General features: G+C 67.5%; 21 protein-coding genes and 2 pseudogenes. 9 read left to right on the forward strand and 14 right to left on the reverse strand.

The window, feature by feature from the left end:
• Positions 1–327: 327 nt before the first annotated feature.
• From rpmB to E3T25_RS15960, 5 genes are all read left to right on the forward strand, one after another.
• On the forward strand, positions 328–564 hold the full coding sequence (gene rpmB / locus E3T25_RS15940; protein WP_104099753.1) for a 50S ribosomal protein L28: 237 nt from the start codon (positions 328–330) through the stop codon (positions 562–564).
• The gene (rpmG, locus tag E3T25_RS15945) at positions 564–731 is read left to right on the forward strand and encodes a 50S ribosomal protein L33 (protein WP_104099752.1); all 168 of its coding nucleotides are present in this window, start codon (positions 564–566) and stop codon (positions 729–731) included. Before rpmB ends, rpmG begins: the two co-directional genes overlap by 1 nt.
• Positions 732–733: 2 nt before the next feature.
• On the forward strand, positions 734–1,039 hold the full coding sequence (rpsN, locus tag E3T25_RS15950) for a 30S ribosomal protein S14 (RefSeq protein WP_104099751.1): 306 nt from the start codon (positions 734–736) through the stop codon (positions 1,037–1,039).
• A 272-nt stretch (positions 1,040–1,311) separates the two neighbouring features.
• Positions 1,312–1,599 carry an HU family DNA-binding protein gene (locus E3T25_RS15955; protein ID WP_104099750.1) on the forward strand — a complete coding sequence of 96 codons (288 nt, stop codon included), beginning with the start codon at positions 1,312–1,314 and terminating at the stop codon, positions 1,597–1,599.
• Positions 1,600–1,717: 118 nt separating this feature from the next.
• On the forward strand, positions 1,718–3,724 hold the full coding sequence (locus E3T25_RS15960) for a bifunctional copper resistance protein CopD/cytochrome c oxidase assembly protein (protein WP_174843030.1): 2,007 nt from the start codon (positions 1,718–1,720) through the stop codon (positions 3,722–3,724).
• 33 nt (positions 3,725–3,757) lie between these two features.
• On the opposite strand, the gene E3T25_RS15965 is transcribed toward E3T25_RS15960, so the two are convergent.
• Positions 3,758–4,801 carry a hypothetical protein gene (locus E3T25_RS15965; RefSeq protein ID WP_134375335.1) on the reverse strand — a complete coding sequence of 348 codons (1,044 nt, stop codon included), beginning with the start codon at positions 4,799–4,801 and terminating at the stop codon, positions 3,758–3,760.
• A 111-nt stretch (positions 4,802–4,912) separates the two neighbouring features.
• On the opposite strand from E3T25_RS15965, the gene E3T25_RS15970 reads away from it, so the two are divergent.
• Positions 4,913–6,226 carry an ATP-dependent DNA helicase gene (locus tag E3T25_RS15970; RefSeq protein WP_134375337.1) on the forward strand — a complete coding sequence of 438 codons (1,314 nt, stop codon included), beginning with the start codon at positions 4,913–4,915 and terminating at the stop codon, positions 6,224–6,226.
• Between the two features lie 400 nt (positions 6,227–6,626).
• Entirely contained in the window at positions 6,627–7,862 is a 1,236-nt protein-coding gene (locus tag E3T25_RS15980) for a serine hydrolase domain-containing protein (RefSeq protein ID WP_166786028.1), read from the forward strand.
• A 52-nt stretch (positions 7,863–7,914) separates the two neighbouring features.
• On the opposite strand, the gene E3T25_RS15985 is transcribed toward E3T25_RS15980, so the two are convergent.
• On the reverse strand, positions 7,915–8,496 hold the full coding sequence (locus E3T25_RS15985) for a hypothetical protein (RefSeq protein WP_134375341.1): 582 nt from the start codon (positions 8,494–8,496) through the stop codon (positions 7,915–7,917).
• A gap of 36 nt (positions 8,497–8,532) precedes the next feature.
• The gene (locus E3T25_RS15990) at positions 8,533–8,943 is read right to left on the reverse strand and encodes a DUF4383 domain-containing protein (RefSeq protein ID WP_104099744.1); all 411 of its coding nucleotides are present in this window, start codon (positions 8,941–8,943) and stop codon (positions 8,533–8,535) included.
• A gap of 118 nt (positions 8,944–9,061) precedes the next feature.
• Between E3T25_RS15990 and E3T25_RS15995 the strand changes: the two genes are divergently transcribed.
• Positions 9,062–9,583, forward strand: a complete 522-nt coding sequence (locus tag E3T25_RS15995) for a DinB family protein (RefSeq protein ID WP_134375343.1) — start codon at positions 9,062–9,064, stop codon at positions 9,581–9,583.
• A 128-nt stretch (positions 9,584–9,711) separates the two neighbouring features.
• Here E3T25_RS15995 and E3T25_RS16000 read toward each other — a convergent pair whose 3' ends face one another.
• The 10 genes and pseudogenes from E3T25_RS16000 to E3T25_RS16040 all read right to left on the reverse strand — a co-directional run bounded on the left by E3T25_RS16000 (position 9,712) and on the right by E3T25_RS16040 (position 17,431).
• Complete coding sequence (locus E3T25_RS16000) at positions 9,712–9,978, reverse strand: GlsB/YeaQ/YmgE family stress response membrane protein (protein WP_104099742.1); 267 nt, start codon at positions 9,976–9,978, stop codon at positions 9,712–9,714.
• A gap of 75 nt (positions 9,979–10,053) precedes the next feature.
• The gene (locus E3T25_RS16005) at positions 10,054–10,494 is read right to left on the reverse strand and encodes an Asp23/Gls24 family envelope stress response protein (protein ID WP_134375345.1); all 441 of its coding nucleotides are present in this window, start codon (positions 10,492–10,494) and stop codon (positions 10,054–10,056) included.
• A 114-nt stretch (positions 10,495–10,608) separates the two neighbouring features.
• A complete protein-coding gene (locus tag E3T25_RS16010; RefSeq protein WP_134375347.1) occupies positions 10,609–11,502 on the reverse strand; it encodes a D-hexose-6-phosphate mutarotase in 894 nt (297 codons plus the stop codon).
• 196 nt (positions 11,503–11,698) lie between these two features.
• On the reverse strand, positions 11,699–12,664 hold the full coding sequence (locus E3T25_RS17105) for a sigma-70 family RNA polymerase sigma factor (protein WP_241980919.1): 966 nt from the start codon (positions 12,662–12,664) through the stop codon (positions 11,699–11,701).
• A 78-nt stretch (positions 12,665–12,742) separates the two neighbouring features.
• Positions 12,743–12,994: an acyl carrier protein gene (locus tag E3T25_RS16020; RefSeq protein WP_104099739.1), complete on the reverse strand. Its 252-nt coding sequence runs from the start codon at positions 12,992–12,994 to the stop codon at positions 12,743–12,745.
• The gene (locus E3T25_RS16025; protein ID WP_134375349.1) at positions 12,991–14,124 is read right to left on the reverse strand and encodes an E3 binding domain-containing protein; all 1,134 of its coding nucleotides are present in this window, start codon (positions 14,122–14,124) and stop codon (positions 12,991–12,993) included. The genes E3T25_RS16020 and E3T25_RS16025 overlap by 4 nt, the downstream gene beginning before the upstream one ends.
• Positions 14,117–14,914: an alpha-ketoacid dehydrogenase subunit beta gene (locus E3T25_RS16030; RefSeq protein WP_134375351.1), complete on the reverse strand. Its 798-nt coding sequence runs from the start codon at positions 14,912–14,914 to the stop codon at positions 14,117–14,119. The genes E3T25_RS16025 and E3T25_RS16030 overlap by 8 nt, the downstream gene beginning before the upstream one ends.
• A gap of 13 nt (positions 14,915–14,927) precedes the next feature.
• The gene (locus E3T25_RS16035; RefSeq protein ID WP_338145488.1) at positions 14,928–15,611 is read right to left on the reverse strand and encodes a thiamine pyrophosphate-dependent enzyme; all 684 of its coding nucleotides are present in this window, start codon (positions 15,609–15,611) and stop codon (positions 14,928–14,930) included.
• A gap of 129 nt (positions 15,612–15,740) precedes the next feature.
• The gene (locus E3T25_RS17825; protein WP_338145489.1) at positions 15,741–15,854 is read right to left on the reverse strand and encodes an AMP-binding enzyme; all 114 of its coding nucleotides are present in this window, start codon (positions 15,852–15,854) and stop codon (positions 15,741–15,743) included.
• Between the two features lie 218 nt (positions 15,855–16,072).
• A pseudogene (locus E3T25_RS16040) lies at positions 16,073–17,431 on the reverse strand (AMP-binding protein).
• Here E3T25_RS16040 and E3T25_RS16045 point away from each other — a divergent pair.
• Positions 17,349–17,897, forward strand: a complete 549-nt coding sequence (locus tag E3T25_RS16045) for a hypothetical protein (RefSeq protein WP_104099736.1) — start codon at positions 17,349–17,351, stop codon at positions 17,895–17,897. The pseudogene E3T25_RS16040 and the gene E3T25_RS16045 sit on opposite strands and share 83 nt — an antisense overlap.
• Positions 17,898–17,905: 8 nt before the next feature.
• Here the strand turns inward: E3T25_RS16045 and E3T25_RS16050 are convergent.
• Positions 17,906–18,067 (reverse strand): annotated as a pseudogene (locus E3T25_RS16050) (PhnA domain-containing protein); the annotation flags it as partial.
• Between the last annotated feature and the right edge of the window lie 380 nt (positions 18,068–18,447).

Raw genomic sequence — 18,447 nt, forward strand, 5'->3', positions numbered from 1 at the left:
CGCGCCGGGCTCCGCGCGCCGGACTCCGCGCGCCGGACTCCGCGCGCCGGGCTCCGCGCGCCGGACTCGTCCTCGCCCCGAACGAATTCGACGGAGATTCTGCCCCCACAACCCGGTTTTGCCGGCTTTAGGGCCTGAATCGGCAAAATCTCCGTCGAATTTGGTTCAGTTTGCGCTGGGGGAGAGCACCGCGTAATGTTACGTGCTGCTGCGCATATCTGTGCGTGCACTGCTGGTTCGCTCGCTTCCGCTTCGCGGAAGCGTAGTCACGCCAGCCGACAAGAGATCTTGGGAAGGGCAGTCGCCCTTCGGTATTGGAGGAGAACCATGGCAGCTACTTGTCAGGTGACCGGCGCCGTTCCCGGCTTCGGACACAACATTTCGCACTCGCACCGACGCACCAAGCGTCGCTTCGACCCGAACGTTCAGACCAAGAAGTACTACGTACCGTCGCTTCGCCGCAACGTCACGCTGACCCTGTCCGTCAAGGGCATCAAGGTGATCGACGCTCGTGGCATTGAATCGGTCGTAAAGGACCTTCTCGCTCGTGGGGAGAAAATCTAATGGCCAAGCAGCATGACGTCCGCCCGATCATCAAGCTCCGTTCGACGGCTGGCACCGGTTACACCTACGTGACCAAGAAGAACCGTCGCAACGACCCCGACCGTCTCGTACTCAAGAAGTACGACCCCGTAGTGCGCAAGCACGTTGACTTCCGTGAGGAGCGCTAAAAATGGCGAAGAAGAGCATGATTGCCAAGAACAACCAGCGCAAGGTTATCGTCGAGCGCTACGCCGCGAAGCGCCTTGAGCTCAAGAAGGCCCTCGTCAACCCGGCCGGCACCGATGAGTCCCGTGAAGCTGCTCGCCTCGGCCTGCAGAAGCTTCCCCGCAACGCGTCGCCGGTTCGCCTGCGCAACCGCGACGCGGTCGACGGTCGTCCCCGTGGACACCTCAGCAAGTTCGGAATCTCCCGCGTGCGTTTCCGCGACATGGCTCACCGCGGCGAACTGCCCGGCATCACCAAGTCCAGCTGGTAACAACGCACCAAGCCGCTTAGCCGGTCATTCGGAACCTCGGTTCTGAAGCGAGAGGATGTCGACTCCGGTCGGCATCCTCTTTTTTCGCCCACAGCGAAAATGAAGCCGTTACGGCAGCCAAACCGGCTAGAAACGCCGCAAATCCGCGGAATTCCGCGGTTGTCTGCTAGATTCAACCCGGTCCAACCGGCCAAACGGAGTCGCTCCTCGGAGCGTCGCCCGCAATACGTGAATCCCTGTTTTTACAGACAAAGGTCCGAGGAGGACACTCAATGGCTGACAAGTCGCTGAACAAGACCGAGCTCGTTGCCAAGGTTGCCGCAGACTCTGGCCAGAGCCAGGCTGCAGTTGACAGCGTTCTGAACGCTTTCTTTGCAACTCTCGCCGACACCGTCGCGAACGACGGCAAGGTCACGATCCCGGGCTGGCTTGGAGTCGAGCGCACCGCTACCGCAGCGCGCACCGGCCGCAACCCGCAGACCGGCGAAGAGATCGCCATCGCCGCGGGCCACCGCGTCAAGCTGACCGCTGGTAGCAAGCTCAAGGCTGCCGCCAAGTAGGTCGCGAACCAAGAAAGCAGGGCGTCGCCTTCGGTCGGCGCCCTGCTTTCGTCTGTGACGTCACACGTCAGCGTGCCTCGTGGAGCGTGCGTCCACCGGGCACGGTTAGGCTGAGTCAGTGCCTCGTCTCGTGCGTATCTCCGGTCCGGCAGTGCTTCTGCTGGTCGCGACGCTGGCGACGCTCGTCGCGCTAGCCTACGGTGGCGGCGCTTCGGCGCAACTGCTGGCCGATCCGGGACCAGTCGTGCGGTGGGGTCTCCCGCTGGCCAAGCTCCTCGTCAACCTCAGCGCCGCCGGCACCATCGGCGCCCTTGTGCTCACCCTTTTCGCCCTGAGCCCTCGGGAACCCGAATACAACGCGGCCCTCGATTTCGCCGCCGGGTCCGCCGCCGTCTTCACCGTGGCATCCGCCCTCACCGGTTTCTTCACCTTCCTGCAGGTGACGACCATTCCGCTCAGCTTCGATGACCGGTTCAGCGCCACCGCCGGGCAGTTCTTCAGCGACATCGAGATCGGCCAGGCCTGGCTGATCACCACCCTGATCGCGGCCTTCGTCACCGTCTTGTGTTTCGCGGTGCGTTCACTGACCGGGCTCGTCTTCGTCACGGTCCTCGCCGTGGGGGCCCTGGTGCCGATTGCACTACAGGGGCACGCGGCCGGCGCCGAGGGGCACGACGTGGCCATCACCGCCCTGGGTCTGCACCTGGTCTTCGCCGCGGTCTGGCTGGGCGGGCTGCTGACCATCATCGTGCTGCGCAAGCAGTTGGCCGGCGGCCGCCTCGATCCGGTCATCGCGCGCTACTCCTCGCTCGCCCTCGTTTCCTTCATCGTCGTCGCTGCGTCCGGCTACGTCGGCGCCGAACTGCGGTTGGGTGCCTGGGACCGGCTGCTCTCGCCCTATGGCATCCTCGTTCTGGTCAAGGTCTTCGCCCTCACCGTGCTCGGCGTGTTCGGCGTGCTGCAACGCCGGTACGTGATCGGGCGGATGTTGCGGAGCACCCCCGCAGACGCCCAGACCCCCGCACCCCGCCGGAACGTCTGGTTTTGGTGGCTCATCGTCACGGAACTGGCGTTCATGGGGCTCGCCTCCGGGGCTGCCGCCGCCCTCGCCAAGACCGCGACGCCGGTCGAGCAGATCACGGCGACCGAGATTCCCACCTCGACGCCCGCCCAGATCCTGACCGGCGAGCTCCTGCCACCGCCGCTCACTTTCAGCCGCTACTTCACCGAGTGGAACTTCGACCTGGCCTGGGTGTTGTTCTGCGCGTTCGGCATCTTCTTCTACGTGGCCGGGGTGCGCCGCCTGGCCCGCCGCGGCGATAAGTGGCCCGTCTTCCGCACCGTGCTCTGGGTGACCGGCATGCTGATCCTGTTCTACATCACCAACGGCGGCGCGAACCTCTACGCGAAGTACCTCTTCTCCTCCCACATGCTCATGCACATGGCCCTGACCATGCTCGTGCCCGTCTTTCTGGTGCCCGGGGCGCCGGTCACTCTCGCCGCCCGGGCCATCCGCAAGCGGCAGGATGGCAGCCGCGGCGCCCGCGAGTGGATCCTGTTGGCCGTGCACTCGGCGTACGCGGGGTTCCTGGCCAATCCGCTGGTCGCAGCTGTGCTCTTCGCCGGTTCACTCTGGGTGTTCTATTACTCCTCGCTATTCAGCTGGGCGACGACCGACCACATCGGCCACGAGTGGATGATCGTGCACTTCCTGATCACCGGCTACCTGTTCGTGCAGTCGCTGATCGGCGTCGACCCGGTGCCCTACCGCCTGCCCTACGCCGGCCGCCTGCTTCTTCTTCTGGGCACGATGGCCTTCCACGCCTTCTTCGGTGTCACCATGATGACGGGTACCGGGCTGCTCCTCGCCGACTGGTACGGGGCCATGGGGCGCGATTGGGGGCTCAGCGGCATCGAGGACCAGCAGATGGGCGGTGGCATCGCCTGGAGCGTCGGCGAAATCCCAACGATCGCCCTGGCCATTGCGGTGGCCATCCAATGGAGCCGCAGCGACGAGAAGGAAACCCGCCGCAAGGACCGAAACGCCGCCCGCACGGGCGACGCCGAACTGCTCCAGTACAACGCTGGCCTGGCCCGCCTCGCCGCGCACGACCGCTCGGAGTAGCAAGAAAGCGTTCAGCAGGGCAGCCGCCGCCGGTCAGCGCAGCTGGAGAGCGAGCGACCCGTCCGGGTTCACGGTCACGCTGATCGCGACCGCAAAGGCCACGTCCTCATCCCGCACCTCGACATCGCCGTCGAAAAGCGACTGCACCTCCACCACAATGTGCGCCTGCCCCTCGGTGTCGGGCATCTCGAAGGTGGAGTCGCCGGCCACGAGGGTGACTGGGGGATACTGGGCGATCGACCAGATCGGGTCGTCTCGCACCCGGTCGTTGATCTCGATGCCGAATGGGCAGTTCGTGGGCTGCAACACCTGTTGCGTGGTGCAATCGTCGAGGAAACGGTCCAGCTCGGCCTGGACCTGACCGATGAATTGGGCGTTGGGCTGGGCGTCGACCGTGACATCCGTCACCCCGGACGCGACGACCGGCACCGTCTGCGAGGCCGCGTCGAGCAGGGTGGAGGTGTGCTCGAACGAGTAGAGGGCTGGTGCGAAGGCCAGGTAGGCCGCCTGGTTCGAGAACATTTTCGGCGCGCCATCGGCGGCGTGCGCACGCGTGTCGAGGGTCAGCCTGTTCACCGAGAACGTGGCCTGCTGCAGCACGTTCACTCGCAGCACGGCCAGCGGGCTGGTGGTGAAGCGCCAGCTGTCGAAAACGCCGAAGAACGTGCCGGCGCTCTCCACCTGGAAGGTCATCGCCGCGGGTGTGCCGTTCAGCCGGAACTCGTAGTCGACCGTGTGCCGTCCGTCGGCCGACTCGTCGTCAGCGGTCAGACGGATGTCGGTGAGCTCCCCCAGCACAGAGTTCCGCAGCAGGGTGTCCGGCAGGTCCTTCGGCAGCGCGGCCGCTTTGAGCTCCGCAGCCGTGGGTTTGACCCCGGGAAGCAGCAGCGCACTGGCGGTGTCTTTGCGGGCCAGGGCGCCGAGATACTGCCCCACGAAGCTGCCGGCGCTGTAGAGGTCGCGGTTGAGCGACCCGATCGTCGCGACCAGGCCTGCGCCAAGGAGGGCGGCAACGATGACCACGGCCACGATGGCGCGCCGCTCGTTACGCCGGCGCCTGCCGTCCCGGTTGCTCACCCCCACATCCTACGGGGCCGGTTCTCCACCAACCCGTAGACCGGGGCCGACTCGTGCAGCCGGGCCGGATACAGTGGTATGTCCCGTCCGCACCCCATCGAAAGCGCCCCCGTGTCTGAGATTCCGCTGTCGCGCGAGCAGGCCGAAGTGTTCGAGGCCATCGAGGGAACCCGGCAGAACGTGTTCGTGACCGGGCGCGCCGGCACCGGCAAGTCGACGCTGCTTAATCACCTCGCCTGGAACACGAGCAAGCAGATCGTGATTGCCGCTCCCACCGGGGTGGCGGCCTTGAACGTGGGCGGCCAGACCATCCACTCCCTGTTCCGCCTGCCGATCGGCGTGATCGCCGACAACGCGATCGACCAGTCCGACCAGGTACGCAAACTGCTCAACACGATCGACACGGTCGTCATCGACGAGGTGTCGATGGTCAACGCCGACCTGATGGATGCGATCGACCGCAGCCTGCGTCAGGCGCGGCAACGGCCGAACGACACGTTCGGCGGCGCGCAGATCGTGCTCTTCGGCGACCCGTACCAGCTGGCCCCGGTGCCGGGGGATTCCGACGAGCGTGCCTACTTCGCGGACACCTACCGGTCGATGTGGTTCTTCGACGCGAAGGTCTGGCAGGTCGCCGACCTGCGCATCTTCGAGCTCACCGAGGTGCACCGGCAGCGCGACGCCGACTTCAAACACATGCTCAACGCGGTGCGGCACGGGCAGGTCACGGCCGAGATCGGCGGCGCGCTCAACGCCGCGGGCGCCCGCACCCCGCCGAGGGAGGGCGTGATCACGCTGGCCACCCGCAACGATTCCGTGAACCGGATCAACGCATCCGGTCTCAAACGCCTCCCCGGCAAGGCGCTGACCGCCAAGGCCGACGTCACCGGCGACTTCGGCGGGCGCACATTCCCCGCCGACGAGGTGCTCGAGCTGAAGGTCGGGGCGCAGGTCATGTTTCTGCGCAACGACTCCAACCAGGACGGCGGCCCGCGCTGGGTGAACGGCAGCATCGGCACCGTCACTCGGGTCGATTCGACGGTGTACGTGGACATCGACGGCGAAACGCACGAGGTCGAACCGGCGGTGTGGGAGAAGTTCAAGTACACCTACAACCCGACCACGAAGAAGCTGCGCAAAGACGTCATCGCCGAGTTCACGCAGTTCCCGTTGCGGCTGGCGTGGGCAGTCACCATCCACAAATCGCAGGGCGCCACCTATGAACGCGCGGTCGTCGACCTCGGCGCGCGCGTGTTCAGCCCCGGCCAAACCTATGTGGCCCTCAGCCGGCTGACCAGCCTGGACGGCCTTTATCTGACCCGTCCGCTGCGCCCGAGCGACATGATCGTGGACGAGAACGTGCAGCGGTTCATGCGCGGCCCGCGCGCTACCGAGACCCCCTGCCCGGTCACCCCCGCCGACTAGCCCCGTGTTTACCGCCGCGGCTGCCCTTCTCGCGGCTGCCTCTCCCGCCGCTGCCTACGCACCAATTCGACGGAGATTTTGCCGAAAACGGTGCAGAACAGCCCAAAACTAGAGTCTCTAGCCCAAAATCTCCGTCGAATTCGTTAGGGACGAGGGCGGCAGTAGGGGCAAGAGCGAGAGCCGGGGGGCCGCCGGCAGCAATACGGTGCGGCCGGACGGCGGCGTGGGTACACTCCGTCGTGCAGGGGCGCTCCTGTGTGGGCCGCGACGCGACGGGGGTCAGGCGATGAAGCTCGGACAGGCACCGATCAGCCAAGCCGCAGCCGGCCTTGTACCAGCCGGCTCCGCACCTCGTCACGCGAGCCCCCACACACGCCACCACCGCGTGCCGGCTCTCGTCGTGAGTGCCGCCCTCGTGCTGACGGCGTGCACCGCGGCGACGGATGCGTCCCCGGAGGCCCGCGCGCAGGCGGCGGCCCCGTTCTCGTCCGAGGTCACGTCCCGGCTGGATGACGTGCTCGCCGAGGCGAAGACCCTGTCCGGTTCCTCGGGGGCCATTGCCGGTGTCTGGGCGCCGTGGGCCGGCACCTGGGTCGCGTCGCCCGGGTCCGTCTCGAGGACGACACCGGGTGCCCTCACCCCGGAGATGCGATTCCGGATCGGCACCAACACGACGGCGCTGACCTGCACGGTGCTGCTCCGGCTCGTCGAGGAGGGGCAGGTGCGCTTGGAGGATCCGGTGTCCGACTACGTGCCCCGGGTGGTGGGGCTGGACAAAATCACCCTCGGGCAGCTTTGCCGCAACACGTCCGGCCTGGCCGATCACGCCTCACTGATGGCTCCGCAGATTATGGCCAACCCCAGTCGCAAATGGTCGACGCGCGAAGTTATCGCGAGCGGCACGGGCGCACCTCGGGTGGCGCTGCCCGGCGGAACCTGGTCCGCGTCGGATACCGGGGTCGTGCTGCTCGGTCTCGCCCTGCAGCAGGCAACCCGACGCGACTGGCCGTGGCTCTACCGGCACTACGTGTTCGAACCGCTGGGCATGACGAACACCAGCCTGCCATCGCCGGGCGAGCTTGCGATCCCGGGGCCGAGTCCCCGCGGCTATGCCGCGGCCCTTGATCCGGTCGGCAGGGCCCGCTGTGGGAGCGTGCTCGATGTGACGCAGCTGTCGCCCTCGGTGGGCGGAGTGGCGGCGGGGGCGGTCTCGAACCTCGACGACCTGAAGATCTGGGCGCAGGCGCTGGCCGCGGGGACCCTCCTGTCGAAAACATCGACGGATGCGCAGTGGGCGCCGGTTCTGCCGGGTGCCGGAGCCCTCTCCTGGCATCAACACGGCCTCGGGGTCGAGCGGTTCGGCCCGCTGCTCGGTCAGTCCGGGGAGATCCCCGGTTTCATTTCGGCGGCGATGGCCGACCCGGTCAGCGGACTCACGGTAGTGGTCGCCTTCAATAATTCGACCTCCGGCCGCGGATTCGCCGAGGCGGTCGCCCGCCGACTTGCCGCGGTCGCCGGCGCTGCGCCCGCGTCCGGAGAGGTGCCGGCACCCCAGCTGAACCTGCCCTGGACCGAAAACCAAATCGCCAGCGAAATCCGGGCTGTCGCCGTCTGCGGATCGCAGCAGCCGGACTAGAAGGGCTGCCGGGCCCAGCGAGACCCGGGAATTATCTTTGGCCCGCAGCCGGTCAGTGGTGGGAGTGCGGTGCGCCGGGCAGAACGGCGGGGCCCGAGTGACCGTGGGACCCGTGCGGGACCGCCTGAGTGCCGGCATCCGTCGCGGCCAGGGCCGGAGTGGTCAGGCCGGAAACCAGCAGGCCGCCGAGCGTCAGCGCGGCCAGGAAACGCCAGCCCTGCGGTGCGGGTTCGGTCGCCCCGGTCACCCCGGCAGGGGTGTCGGATGCCGCCGCCCGGCATCTGGCACGCCGCCGGGTGAGGGCAAGGGAGACGGCCACGAACACGCCGAACAGGGTGGCGATGGTCATTGGGAAGACCGGCAGCACTGTGGCGTCGGCCGGCACCGCCGAGGTGCTGCGGAGCGCCACCATTGCAGCCCAAACGACGCCCGGGAGAAGGGCGGCGACGAGGGCCTGGTTCGGCCAAAGATGCCTTCCTCGCACGAGCGTCGCCACACCCCAGCAGAGCTCGGCGACGCCGAGCCCGACGAAGGTGACGGCGAGCAGGGCTGGAGCGCCGGCGCCCACGGCCAGGTGAATAATCCCTGCCCCGAGGGCGGCGAAAGCGATCCAGAGGCGCGTGATCTGCGTCATGGGATTCCTGTCCGCGGTGTGGGTGGCGCGCGTGGGCTAGACGGTGACCGTGCGAGGTACCGTCTTGTCGGCTGCGAGACCGGCTCCAAGCAGCACGATGGCGCTGGTCAGATGCAGGAAGTGGTCGGCCGTGTTGAGGGCGAGGATGTTGAGCGCGGTGTCGGCGATGAAGAAACCGACAATTCCGAGGAGCAGGTACACCGCACCGACCGTGGTGTTGACGGCCTTTGCGGCGGGGGCCGTGGCCAGGCCGGCGATCAACAGTGCTGCGCCGATCAGGAGGTGGGCCGTGTTGTGGAGAGGGTTGACCGCGAAGATGCCGAGAAGCAGGCCGCCATCGGTGGCGAAGAAGTCGACGCCGCCGGTCACGAAGAAACCGAGCACGCCGACCAGAACGTAGACGGCACCGAAAACAGTGGCAATGATGCGGTTGGGGGATGTACGCATGAGAAGACCTCCAGTAGATGTCACGGTGCATCCGTGCTCGCCCATTGTTCGGAATCAACGACGGTTCGGTTTGGCCGGACACCGGTGCGTAGCCGTGACCGCCGGATAGGATCACCGGATGGGAATCAGCGCGGATATAAAAGATTGGACCTGGGTGCTGGAGCGCCCCTGCCCGGAGTGCGGTTTCTCCGCCGCCGACGTCGATTTCGCGCACATTCCGCGGCTGGTGCGCGAGAACGCGGCCCGCTGGCAGCCGGTGCTGCAGCGAATGGATGTCGCGTCGCGCCCCGACGAGCAGACCTGGTCTGCTCTGGAATACGCGGCCCATGTTCGCGACGTGTTCCGCATCTTCGACGAGCGTCTCACCCTCATGCTCGCCGAGGACGACCCGGCTTTCCCGAACTGGGACCAGGACGCCACCGCGGTGATGGAGCGCTATAACGAGCAGGAGCCGGCGGTCGTGGCCCGCGAACTCGCCGAAGCCGCGGCATCCGTCGCCGGCTCTTTCGCCGCCGTTTCGCCCGCAGACCACGGCCGAACCGGTCGCCGCAGCGACGGTGCCCGGTTCACCGTCACCACGATGGGGCAATATTTCGTGCACGATCCGGTGCACCACCTGCACGACGTCGCCGGCGACTGACGCCACCGGCACGCAGAATGCCGGCAATCGGACGCCGGCAGGCACAAATCAACAAAAAAAAGCGCGAACGAACCGGAGCACCCCCTAATAGTGCGCCCGTTCGTGCGCGCTTGTCGCGCTGCCGTGACTTAGGCCCGGCGACGACGCCCCGTGAGTGCGCCGTAGATCACGAGAACGATGACGGAGCCGGCGATGGCGAGAAGCCAGGTCGAGATGTCGAAGAAGTTCTCGAGACCGGTGCCGAAGATGACCGAGCCGAGGAAACCACCGAGGAACGCGCCGAGCACGCCGAGGATGAGGGTGATGACCCAGCCGCCGCCCTGGTTGCCCGGCAGGATTGCCTTGGCGATTGCGCCGGCGATGAGTCCGAGAATAAGGAATCCGATGAAGCCCATAATTTGTCCTTGCGTCTCTCTGTTGTTTGCGAACTGATGAAGGCCAGTTCTGGTGAAGTGGGGAAAAGAGCCGGATTAGTCCGGGGTGTCTGCCTCGTCGACGTCCGCGACCGTGTCATCTGACGCCTGGTGCACGTCCTTGACGGTCACATCGACCGAGGTGACCTGCATGCCGACGATTGTCTCGATCGCCGTCTCGACCGCGTTGCGCACTGCGCCCGCGACCTTCTGCAGTTCGTGCGGGTACTCGACGACGATGGAGATCGCGATGGATGCCGCGGCGCCCTCGGTGGTGACGCTCACCCCGGGGGAGAGGTCGGCGACGCTGAGGGCTTCCCGGATGGCGCCGAGAGCCCGGGCCGCGCTTCCGCCGAGCGCGTGAACGCCCGGCACCTCGCGTGCGGCGATGCCGGCTACCTTCGCGACGACGCCATCGGCGATGACAGTCGTCCCTGGTCCGGTTAAGGGGACGGCTGGTCGTGCGGAGGTCGTCTGTTCAACGATGGCATGCTCCAATCTGTCGCGGCGCGTGGCACGAGCCGGGCGACACTAGTATGACGTGGGTCGACGGGAATTCGTCACGCTAGCGCCGAAAGAAAGTTTTTGCGGGGCAGTCCCGAAGGTCGGTTCTCAGGCCGAAACCGCGAACTCGACGGTCGTCGTGTGGCTCTGGCCGGCGTCCAGACGTACCTGGTCCCGGCGTACGTTCGCGGTTTCCACGCAGACCATGCCAGGCCACTCGTCGTCGCCGAAGTCGCTCATCCGGGCGGCCTTGTCGGCCCAGGGGTTCCAGACCACGGTGCTGTCGGATCCGTCGGATTCGATCGTGACGGTGCGGCCGTCCGGGTCGGCGACGGTGGCGCTGCCGCGGCTGCCCAGATAGAGGCGGTCCGTCTCGGTGCCGAAGCCCAGGGGGTTGTTCTCCGCGGGCTCGGTCAGAGCGGTCAGCTGGTTCAGGAACGCGGTGCCCTGCAGCCCCGAGACCGTCGTGCCGCGCACATTGCTCACTCGCAGATAGGTGTGCAGCGCTTCTTCGTAGCTGAGCGCATCCGTCTCCCGGTTGGTCACCCGGAGGGCGAGGGTCAGGCGGGCGCCGACGGTGACCGTGTAGCGGGCCTCGAAACGGTGGGGCCAAGCCGAGGTGCGTGTGGCGGGAGTGTCGGTGAGGCTGAAGGTGAGCACGACGTCGTCGTCGGATTCGTGGGCGTCCACGAGCTCCCACTCGATCAGGCGGGCGAAACCGTGCGACGGCGCGGCCGCATCGAGCGCGTTCGCACCGAACCAGGGGAAGCAGATCGGCACGCCGCCGCGGATCGCGGCGGTGGCCCCGAACCGGCTCAGGTCGCTCAGGAAAAGCACCGGCCGGCCGCCGGCCGGGGTGAAGTCGGTGACGTGCGCGCCGTGCAGGTAGATCTCGGCGGAGCCGGCGCGACCGACCACTCTCACCACGGTGAGGCCACCGCGGCCCTCTCCGATTCGAACGGATGCGGGCAGAGACCTGGGTGCAGCGCTTACGGAGGACATGAGCCCATTTTCGCGCTTCCCGCGACCGAGCGCCTAATGCCGATCGACGCGCCGCTGGGCAGGGTCAGTGAAATCGCCTTCGACCGGAACTACTGGGCGCCATGGATGAGCAGGGGGAGTGACCACAGCGGCTGACGTGACTTCTCGAGTCGCGTCGGCCGCTGCGTCAGCCGGTCGGGTCCCCGCCCAGAGGCGGTCAATCGCGCAGGTACTGTTCCAGGCACGGCACCTTCAGCAGGGCCAGTGCGCGCTTCTCGATCTGGCGCACCCGTTCCCGGGTCACGCCCTGAACGACGGCGATCTGGTCCAGCGTCTGGGGCGCGCCCCCGTCGAGACCGAACCGGGACATCAGGATCGACCGCTCCCGCGGCGGCAGGGCACTCATGTAGAAAACGATGTCCGAAGCCCGCATGGTGAGCACGGCATGCTCCTCGGGCTGGGGGAGGTCGTCGTCGATGATCAGCTCGGAGATGTCGCCGAGACCATCGCCCACCGGCGACTGCAGGGACATCGGCTCGTTGTCATAGCGCAGCAGGCGCATCACATCGGCCGGCAGGATCTGCGAGGCCTCGGAGAGCTCCGCCACGGTGGGTTCGCGGTCGAGGGTGCTGGTGAGGTCTCGGCGGATGCGCTTGATCTTGTTGAGCTTCTCCGCGGTGTGCACGGGGATGCGGATCATGCGGGATTTGTCGGCCATGCCGCGGTGGATGGCTTGGCGGATCCACCAGGTGGCGTAGGTGGAGAATTTGTAGCCGGTCATGAAGTCGTATTTTTCGACGGCGCGGACGAGGCCGATGTTGCCGTCCTGCACGAGGTCCATGATGGGCATTCCGCGTCCGGAGTAGTGCTTGGCGATGCTGACCACCAGGCGCAGATTCGCTTCGATGAAGTGGTTCTTCGCGCGGCGGCCGTCATGGGCAAGCCAGGCCAGCTCGCGGAGGAGAGAGGGTTCAATTTCGCCCTGCTCGCTGCGTTGCTCGGCGAACAGGCCGACTTCGATGCGTCTGGCCAGGTCGACCTCGTCCTCGGCGGTGAGGAGCGAAACGCTGCCAATTTTTCTCAGGTAGTCGCCGAACGCGTCCGTCGCTGCACGGTTATACGTGGCAACGGATGATGCATGTGCGGTAATGGTCATGGGTTCCTCCAGTTCGGGCTGGAACATCAGTACATATCCTGGGCGGGACTGCGTCGAGGGCCTTGACTCGGCCGGGAAGAAACCGAATAATGCTCGAGAACTGAATCAACCGTGCAGGGCGACATAGGTGATCAGGACTCGCACCGTTGTGACAACCGCGTAGTCGCGCTCGGGGATGTCAACGCCTGTCGCCTCGTGGATCGTCTTTATCAGCCGCAAGAAGTCCAGCGAGTCGAGTTCCAGATCCTGGCGCAATCGCGCGCCCTCGTCGAGATCGTCGGTGTCGACATCCGGCGCCACCTGGCGGATGGCCGCATACACTGCCGCTCGGGCCTCCTGTTCGGTCTGTTCGGTCATAGCTCCTCCGGGTTCTGCAACAGTTCGTTGATCCGGGCGAGGAATCGCCCGCCGCGCGCCCGGCTCACCAGGTCCCGCAGCTGTTTCATCAGCACCTCCAGCGGCAGGGTGTCCGCGTCGTGCGGCGCGGGGGCAACCAGGCCACCCCGGCGCACTGCCACGGCTACGCTCAGGTGCACTGCGGCGCTCGGTTGGAAGGAACCCTCGGTGAAGAAGCCGTTGACCTCGGGGACGTCCCTGGCGGCCAGCGCGGAGGCCTTCGGGAGCAGGGCGGCCGGCACGAGCCGCTCAGCGATCGGGCGGGCGGAGTTGTACTGCTCCATCCAGGCCAGTGCCGCCCGCAAATCCAGGGTGGTGCTCAGGTAGTAGTGCGGGATGGTCTTCTTCGAGCGCGCCATCAGCGACCCGATGGCGCGGAGCAGGCCCGCGGCCCGCTCGGCGGCATCCGTTGGAGCGGCGGTTGGCCCGGCGGTTGGTGCGATCACTGGTGCGGCGGCCGGCTCTGCGACGGGTGGCGCGGTGGTGACGTTGCGCACGTCGGCCTCGGTGACGGCGCCCCCGGCGCCGGTGCCCGGCACGACTGCCAGGTCCACGCCGAGACTCTTGGCGACGCGCCGCGCGAGCGGGGAGGACCGCACCCGGCGGACCGTCAGCGGGGTTACTGCCGGGGCAGACGGTTGTTCGGCGGTCGACAGCGCGGCTGCGGCCTGCTCAACGTCGGCCCGGGTGAGGGCGCCGTGCTTCCCGGTTCCGTGCAACGCGTCGGTGTCGACGCCGAGCCGGTGTGCAAGCTGGCGCTCAGGGGGAGACACGAAGCCCGGCACCGGGACCGCCCGGGCGAGCGCCGGGGCCGGCGCGGACGTGGTCGGCACCGTGGGCTCGACCTCGGCCGCCGGGGTCTGGATGATCCGGGCGAGTGGTGCGCCGACCGGAACGGTCGTGCCGACCTCGACGAGCAGCTCGGCGACCACGCCCTCCTCGAACGACTCCGCGTCGATGTCCGCCTTCTCGGTGTCGACGACGGCGACCATGTCGCCGCGATGCACGTAGTCGCCCGGCTTGACCAGCCACTCCACCACCCTGCCCTGCTCCATGTCCGCGCCGAGCGCCGGCATCCGGAACTCACCCACGGGTGCCCACCGCCTCCCGGGCGGCGGCGATGACGCGTGCGGTCGACGGCGGGGCGGCCTGCTCCGGGTGCCGGGCGTAGGGCAGCGGCACCTCGGCGCTGCAGACCCGGCCGACCGGAGAATCCAGGTCGAAGAAGGCTGTTTCGGAGATGCGTGCGCTGATCTCGGACGAGATGCTGCCGCTGCGCCAACCTTCGTCGATCACGACCGCGGTGTCGATGTCGACCGCGCCGGCGTCATCGTCGAGCTCGCCGGCAGTGTTGTAGAGCGAACTATGCTCGAAGATCAGCACCGGGTCAGGGTCTTGCAGGGCGCTCCACAGCACCCCGTGGGCGTCGGCCAGGGACGACGGGGTGAGGATACGCAGGCCCGGGATGTGTGCGTACCAGCCCTTGAGGCCGTGCGAGTGTTGGGCGGCCAGCTGGCGCCCGGCGCCGGTGGTCATGCGGATCACCACGGGCACACTGAACTGCCCGCCCGACATGTAGGACAGGGTCGCCGCGTTGTTCATGATCTGGCCGAGGGCGAGCAGACTGGGGTTGACGGTCATGATCTCGACGATCGGGCGCATCCCGCCCAGGGCCGCGTCGATCCCGGCCCCCACGAACCCGGTTTCCGAGAGCGGGGTGTCCCGGATGCGTTCGGGCCTGAATTCCTCGAGCAGACCCAGGCTCACCGCGAAGCAGCCGCCGTGGGACCCGACGTCTTCCCCCATCATGAACACCCGGTCATCGCGCGCCATCGCCTCCCGGATGGCCGCCCGCATGGCCTCGCGATAGGTGGTTTTCATCTCGGCATCCGTTTCATGATCGTTCCTGCTCGGTGACGTCTCTCTCGGTATACACGTGGCGGGTGAGGTTTTCGACCGGTTCCGCGGTGCCTGCCTCGGCGAAGTCGACGGCGACCTGCACCTCGGTGTCCACGGATGCCCGCAGGTCGGCCCACATGCGCTCGGGGAGCTCGCCGTCGGCCTCCAGCGCGGCGCGCAGCAGGTCGATCGGGTCGCGCTCCAGCCACTGGGCCACCTCGGCCTTCTCGCGGTAGCGCTCGGGGTCGATCATCGTGTGCGCCCGGAAGCGGTACGTGCGGAGCTCGAGGAAGTGCGGTCCGGCGCCGGCTCTCACGGCGGCGACGGCGCGCCGAGTGGCTTCCTCGACGGCGCCCTCGCCGAAGAAGCAGGCGGTGACGCGGGAACGGCCCGCCATCTTGTCGGCCAGAGCCAGACCGATGGCGAGAGGAAGACCGCCGGCGACGATGGCGTTGCCCCCGAAGAACCGGGTGGCCGCGTCGAAAAGGTGCATGGACCCGCTGCGGCCCCGGCAGCATCCCTGTTCGAATCCGTACATCTCGGCCAGGATTGCGCCGGCGGCGACCCCTCGCAGCAGCGCGTGGTCGTGTTCGCGGTTGGTCGCCACGACGGCGTCCTCCGGTTCGAGCGTCACCAGAACGCCGGCTGCCACCGCCTCTTCGCCGATGCAGACGTGCATGAACCCGCGGATCTATGCGGCGCAGTACAGCTCGACGCACTTCTCCTCGAACCGCCGCACCCGCAGCATCTGGTGCAGCAGGCCGCGGGCGAAGCCGATAATGTCCAGGTGCAGGGCCTCGCTGGGCTCTCACCCTGTCTTTAGTTCCACGAAGGCCTTGACCACCTCGCCGTCAACCGGATCCGGGATGCCGATCACGCCGGCCTCCGCCACCGCCTCGTGCTCCATCAGCGAGCTCTCCATCTCGAAGGGCCCGATCAGGTGCCCGGACGACTTGATGAGGTCGTCTCCGCGGCCGACAAACCAAAAGTACTCGTCGGAATCTTGTCGGGCGAGGTCGCCGGTGAGGTACTAGCCGCCGGCGAAAGTTCGTCGGTAACGTTCCTCCTCGCCCAGATACCCGCGGAACATCGACGGCCAGCCGGGCCGCAGTGCCAGCTCGCTCAGGGCATCCATTTCGGTCACCAGCACGACCTCGCCGCCCCGACGCCGGGCAAAGGCCGCCCCATCGAGCCGGGGCGGATGGGCGTGGCCGCGTAGTTCGCGATCATGATCCCGCCGGTCTCGGTCTGCCACCAGTTGTCGTGCACGGGTTGCCCGAACGTCTCCTGGCCCCACACCACGACCTCCGGGTTGAGCGGCTCACCCACGCTGGCCACGAACCTCAGCGTGGACTGGTCGTGGCCGGCGGCCCGGTCTGAGCCGGCTTTCAGAAGCATTCGCAGGGCGGTCGGCGCCGTGTACCAGACGGTCACGCGCTGCTCGGTGAGCACCCGGAACCACCGGTCCGCGTCCAGCTCCTCCTCGTCGACGATGGCGGTCACGCCGTGCACCAGCGGAGCGATGATGCCGTGGGAGGTGCCCGTGACCCAGTCGGGGTCGGCGGTACACCAGTAGAGATCACCGGGGTGCAGGTCGAGGGCGAACCGGCCGGTCGCGTAGTGCGCGGTCACGGCGTCGTGAACGTGGATGGCACCCTTCGGGGTGCTGGTGGTGCCGCTCGTGAAGTGCAGCAGAGCCATGTCCTAGCTCTGGGTGGCGGCGATCTCGATGTAGGGCGGGGTCTCCCGCAGCAGGGCCGCCAGATCGAGCGTGCCCGGGTCCGGATGGCCGTCGGCGTCGACCAGCAACACGTGTCGCGGGTCCGGCAGCTGGACCCGGATCGGCGCCACCTTCTTGCGGTACAGCGCCCGCGTTGTGACCAGGGCCCGGCCGCCGCCGAGCTGGAGCCGTCGGCGTACCGGCTCCGGCCCGAAGGCGGAGAACAGCGGGCAGAAGACGCTGGCATTCTTGAACGTGCCGAGCACCGCGACGTAGAGCGCGGGAACGCGGCCGAGGAGGGAGAAGACCCGGTCGCCCCGCCCGATGCCTAGGCCCCGCAGCACGCTGGCGAAGTGGCCGGTCTGCTCGGCGAGCTCTGCATAGCTCAGGGAGTGGGTCGTGCCGTCGCCGCGCACGAAGCACAGGGCCTCGTGAGCGGCCCTGGCACCGGCGGCATGCCGGTCAACCGCCTCGTAGGCGATGTTGAGCCCCCGATCGCCGGGCAGTCCCGAAAGAGCGTGGCGGGCCTCGTCCCAGGTGAAGGCAGCGCAGGTCTCGTCATAGTTGACGAGGTTGGGCGGCACCGTGAGGGCGCGAACATTCTTGGGGATGGTGGGCCAGCGTGTCGAGGCTTCGGTTCCTGCCGTCATGCAGCCCATGAGACCCCCGTGGGCGCGTGGGGCGTAGGGTATCGCCATGGCCTCCTTTGAGCGGATTGTCGACGAGGGCGTTCTCATCGGGCTCTCCGCGGCGCGCATGGCCGTGAAGAACCACATCATCGTGGGGGCGCTGCGTGAGCACCGCGACTTCGCCGATGCCGATTACACCGCGGCCGTCCGCTCCGAATTGGTCCGGCTGGCGACGCAGAACGAGGAAGATGCCGAGCGTGTCGGCCGGCAGCGGAAAGTCCTGGGCCGGCAGCGGAGCGCATTCGAGATCACCGACGATGACAGGCTCCACGTGCGCCAGCTGGCCTTGCGACGGAGTGTGCACCTGAAGCTCGCCGGTGCCCTACGGGCCGTGGCCGCCGACGACGAGCAGGTCGCCGACCTGCTTAAGCGGGCCCGCACGGACGCCAGCGAGGAAATCGGCGCCGCGCTCGCCGCCCGGCTGGTCGAACAGGTTGTCGACCGCCGGGAGCCCGACTACGCGCAGCGGCGGGCGGAACGGGTGCGGGTTCTGGTGAACACCGATCTGGCGGCGCTGATGTCGAACCGTCGGGCAGGGCTGGATTCCGGACGCTGACGGTCCCCTTAGCGGGCGGTTCGGGGCTGGACCTTCTTCACCACGCTGGACTTCAGCCGCATTGAGCCGAATCCGTCCAGCTTGCAGTCGATGTCGTGGTCGCCCACGCCATCCAGCAGACGGATACCCCGCACCTTCGCGCTCACCGTGATGGCGGTCGCGCTGCCCTCATGCGTGGGTTAGGCCCGGCCGAGCCGACACATGTGGCCAACTCAGGACATCCGTCAGCCAAGTCCATCGGCCGCCACGGACCAGTGCGGAACCGGGGCGGATGTTCGGCCCGGCCGGACGGATCTCCTGAATTGGCCACAACGCGCGCCGGATGAGCGGCAGCGCGTGCGCGCTTCGCACCTCCATCAGCCGCTCCACCCCGTACCCCGGACGAATTCGACGGAGAGCCGAGATTTTGCCCAAAAATGGCCGTAAATCCTGAGAAGAAGCCGATTTGCACCAGAATCTCCGTCGAATTGGCTGGACGCCGGGCAGGGAGTCACCTGTGATGAGCAGCATTCACTCGGTGCGCTGAGCTGTGATCTTTCGAGAGCGACAC

The organism is Cryobacterium sandaracinum (genome assembly GCF_004403415.1).
In the GTDB taxonomy this organism is placed as follows: Bacteria; Actinomycetota; Actinomycetes; order Actinomycetales; family Microbacteriaceae; genus Cryobacterium; species Cryobacterium sandaracinum.

Bases quoted from the DNA above. Each gene is read 5' to 3' on its own strand.
- E3T25_RS16045 (WP_104099736.1), top strand. From the start codon at position 17,349: ATGGCCTCCTTTGAGCGGATTGTCGACGAGGGCGTTCTCATCGGGCTC.
- E3T25_RS16020 (WP_104099739.1), bottom strand. From the start codon at position 12,994: ATGACCGAACAGACCGAACAGGAGGCCCGAGCGGCAGTGTATGCGGCC.
- E3T25_RS17825 (WP_338145489.1), bottom strand. From the start codon at position 15,854: ATGGAGAGCTCGCTGATGGAGCACGAGGCGGTGGCGGAGGCCGGCGTG.
- E3T25_RS16030 (WP_134375351.1), bottom strand. From the start codon at position 14,914: ATGAAAACCACCTATCGCGAGGCCATGCGGGCGGCCATCCGGGAGGCG.
- rpmB (WP_104099753.1), top strand. From the start codon at position 328: ATGGCAGCTACTTGTCAGGTGACCGGCGCCGTTCCCGGCTTCGGACAC.
- E3T25_RS16035 (WP_338145488.1), bottom strand. From the start codon at position 15,611: ATGCACGTCTGCATCGGCGAAGAGGCGGTGGCAGCCGGCGTTCTGGTG.
- rpsN (WP_104099751.1), top strand. From the start codon at position 734: ATGGCGAAGAAGAGCATGATTGCCAAGAACAACCAGCGCAAGGTTATC.
- E3T25_RS16000 (WP_104099742.1), bottom strand. From the start codon at position 9,978: ATGGGCTTCATCGGATTCCTTATTCTCGGACTCATCGCCGGCGCAATC.
- E3T25_RS15995 (WP_134375343.1), top strand. From the start codon at position 9,062: ATGGGAATCAGCGCGGATATAAAAGATTGGACCTGGGTGCTGGAGCGC.
- E3T25_RS15990 (WP_104099744.1), bottom strand. From the start codon at position 8,943: ATGCGTACATCCCCCAACCGCATCATTGCCACTGTTTTCGGTGCCGTC.
- E3T25_RS15955 (WP_104099750.1), top strand. From the start codon at position 1,312: ATGGCTGACAAGTCGCTGAACAAGACCGAGCTCGTTGCCAAGGTTGCC.
- E3T25_RS17105 (WP_241980919.1), bottom strand. From the start codon at position 12,664: ATGTTCCAGCCCGAACTGGAGGAACCCATGACCATTACCGCACATGCA.
- E3T25_RS15985 (WP_134375341.1), bottom strand. From the start codon at position 8,496: ATGACGCAGATCACGCGCCTCTGGATCGCTTTCGCCGCCCTCGGGGCA.
- rpmG (WP_104099752.1), top strand. From the start codon at position 564: ATGGCCAAGCAGCATGACGTCCGCCCGATCATCAAGCTCCGTTCGACG.
- E3T25_RS16010 (WP_134375347.1), bottom strand. From the start codon at position 11,502: ATGTCCTCCGTAAGCGCTGCACCCAGGTCTCTGCCCGCATCCGTTCGA.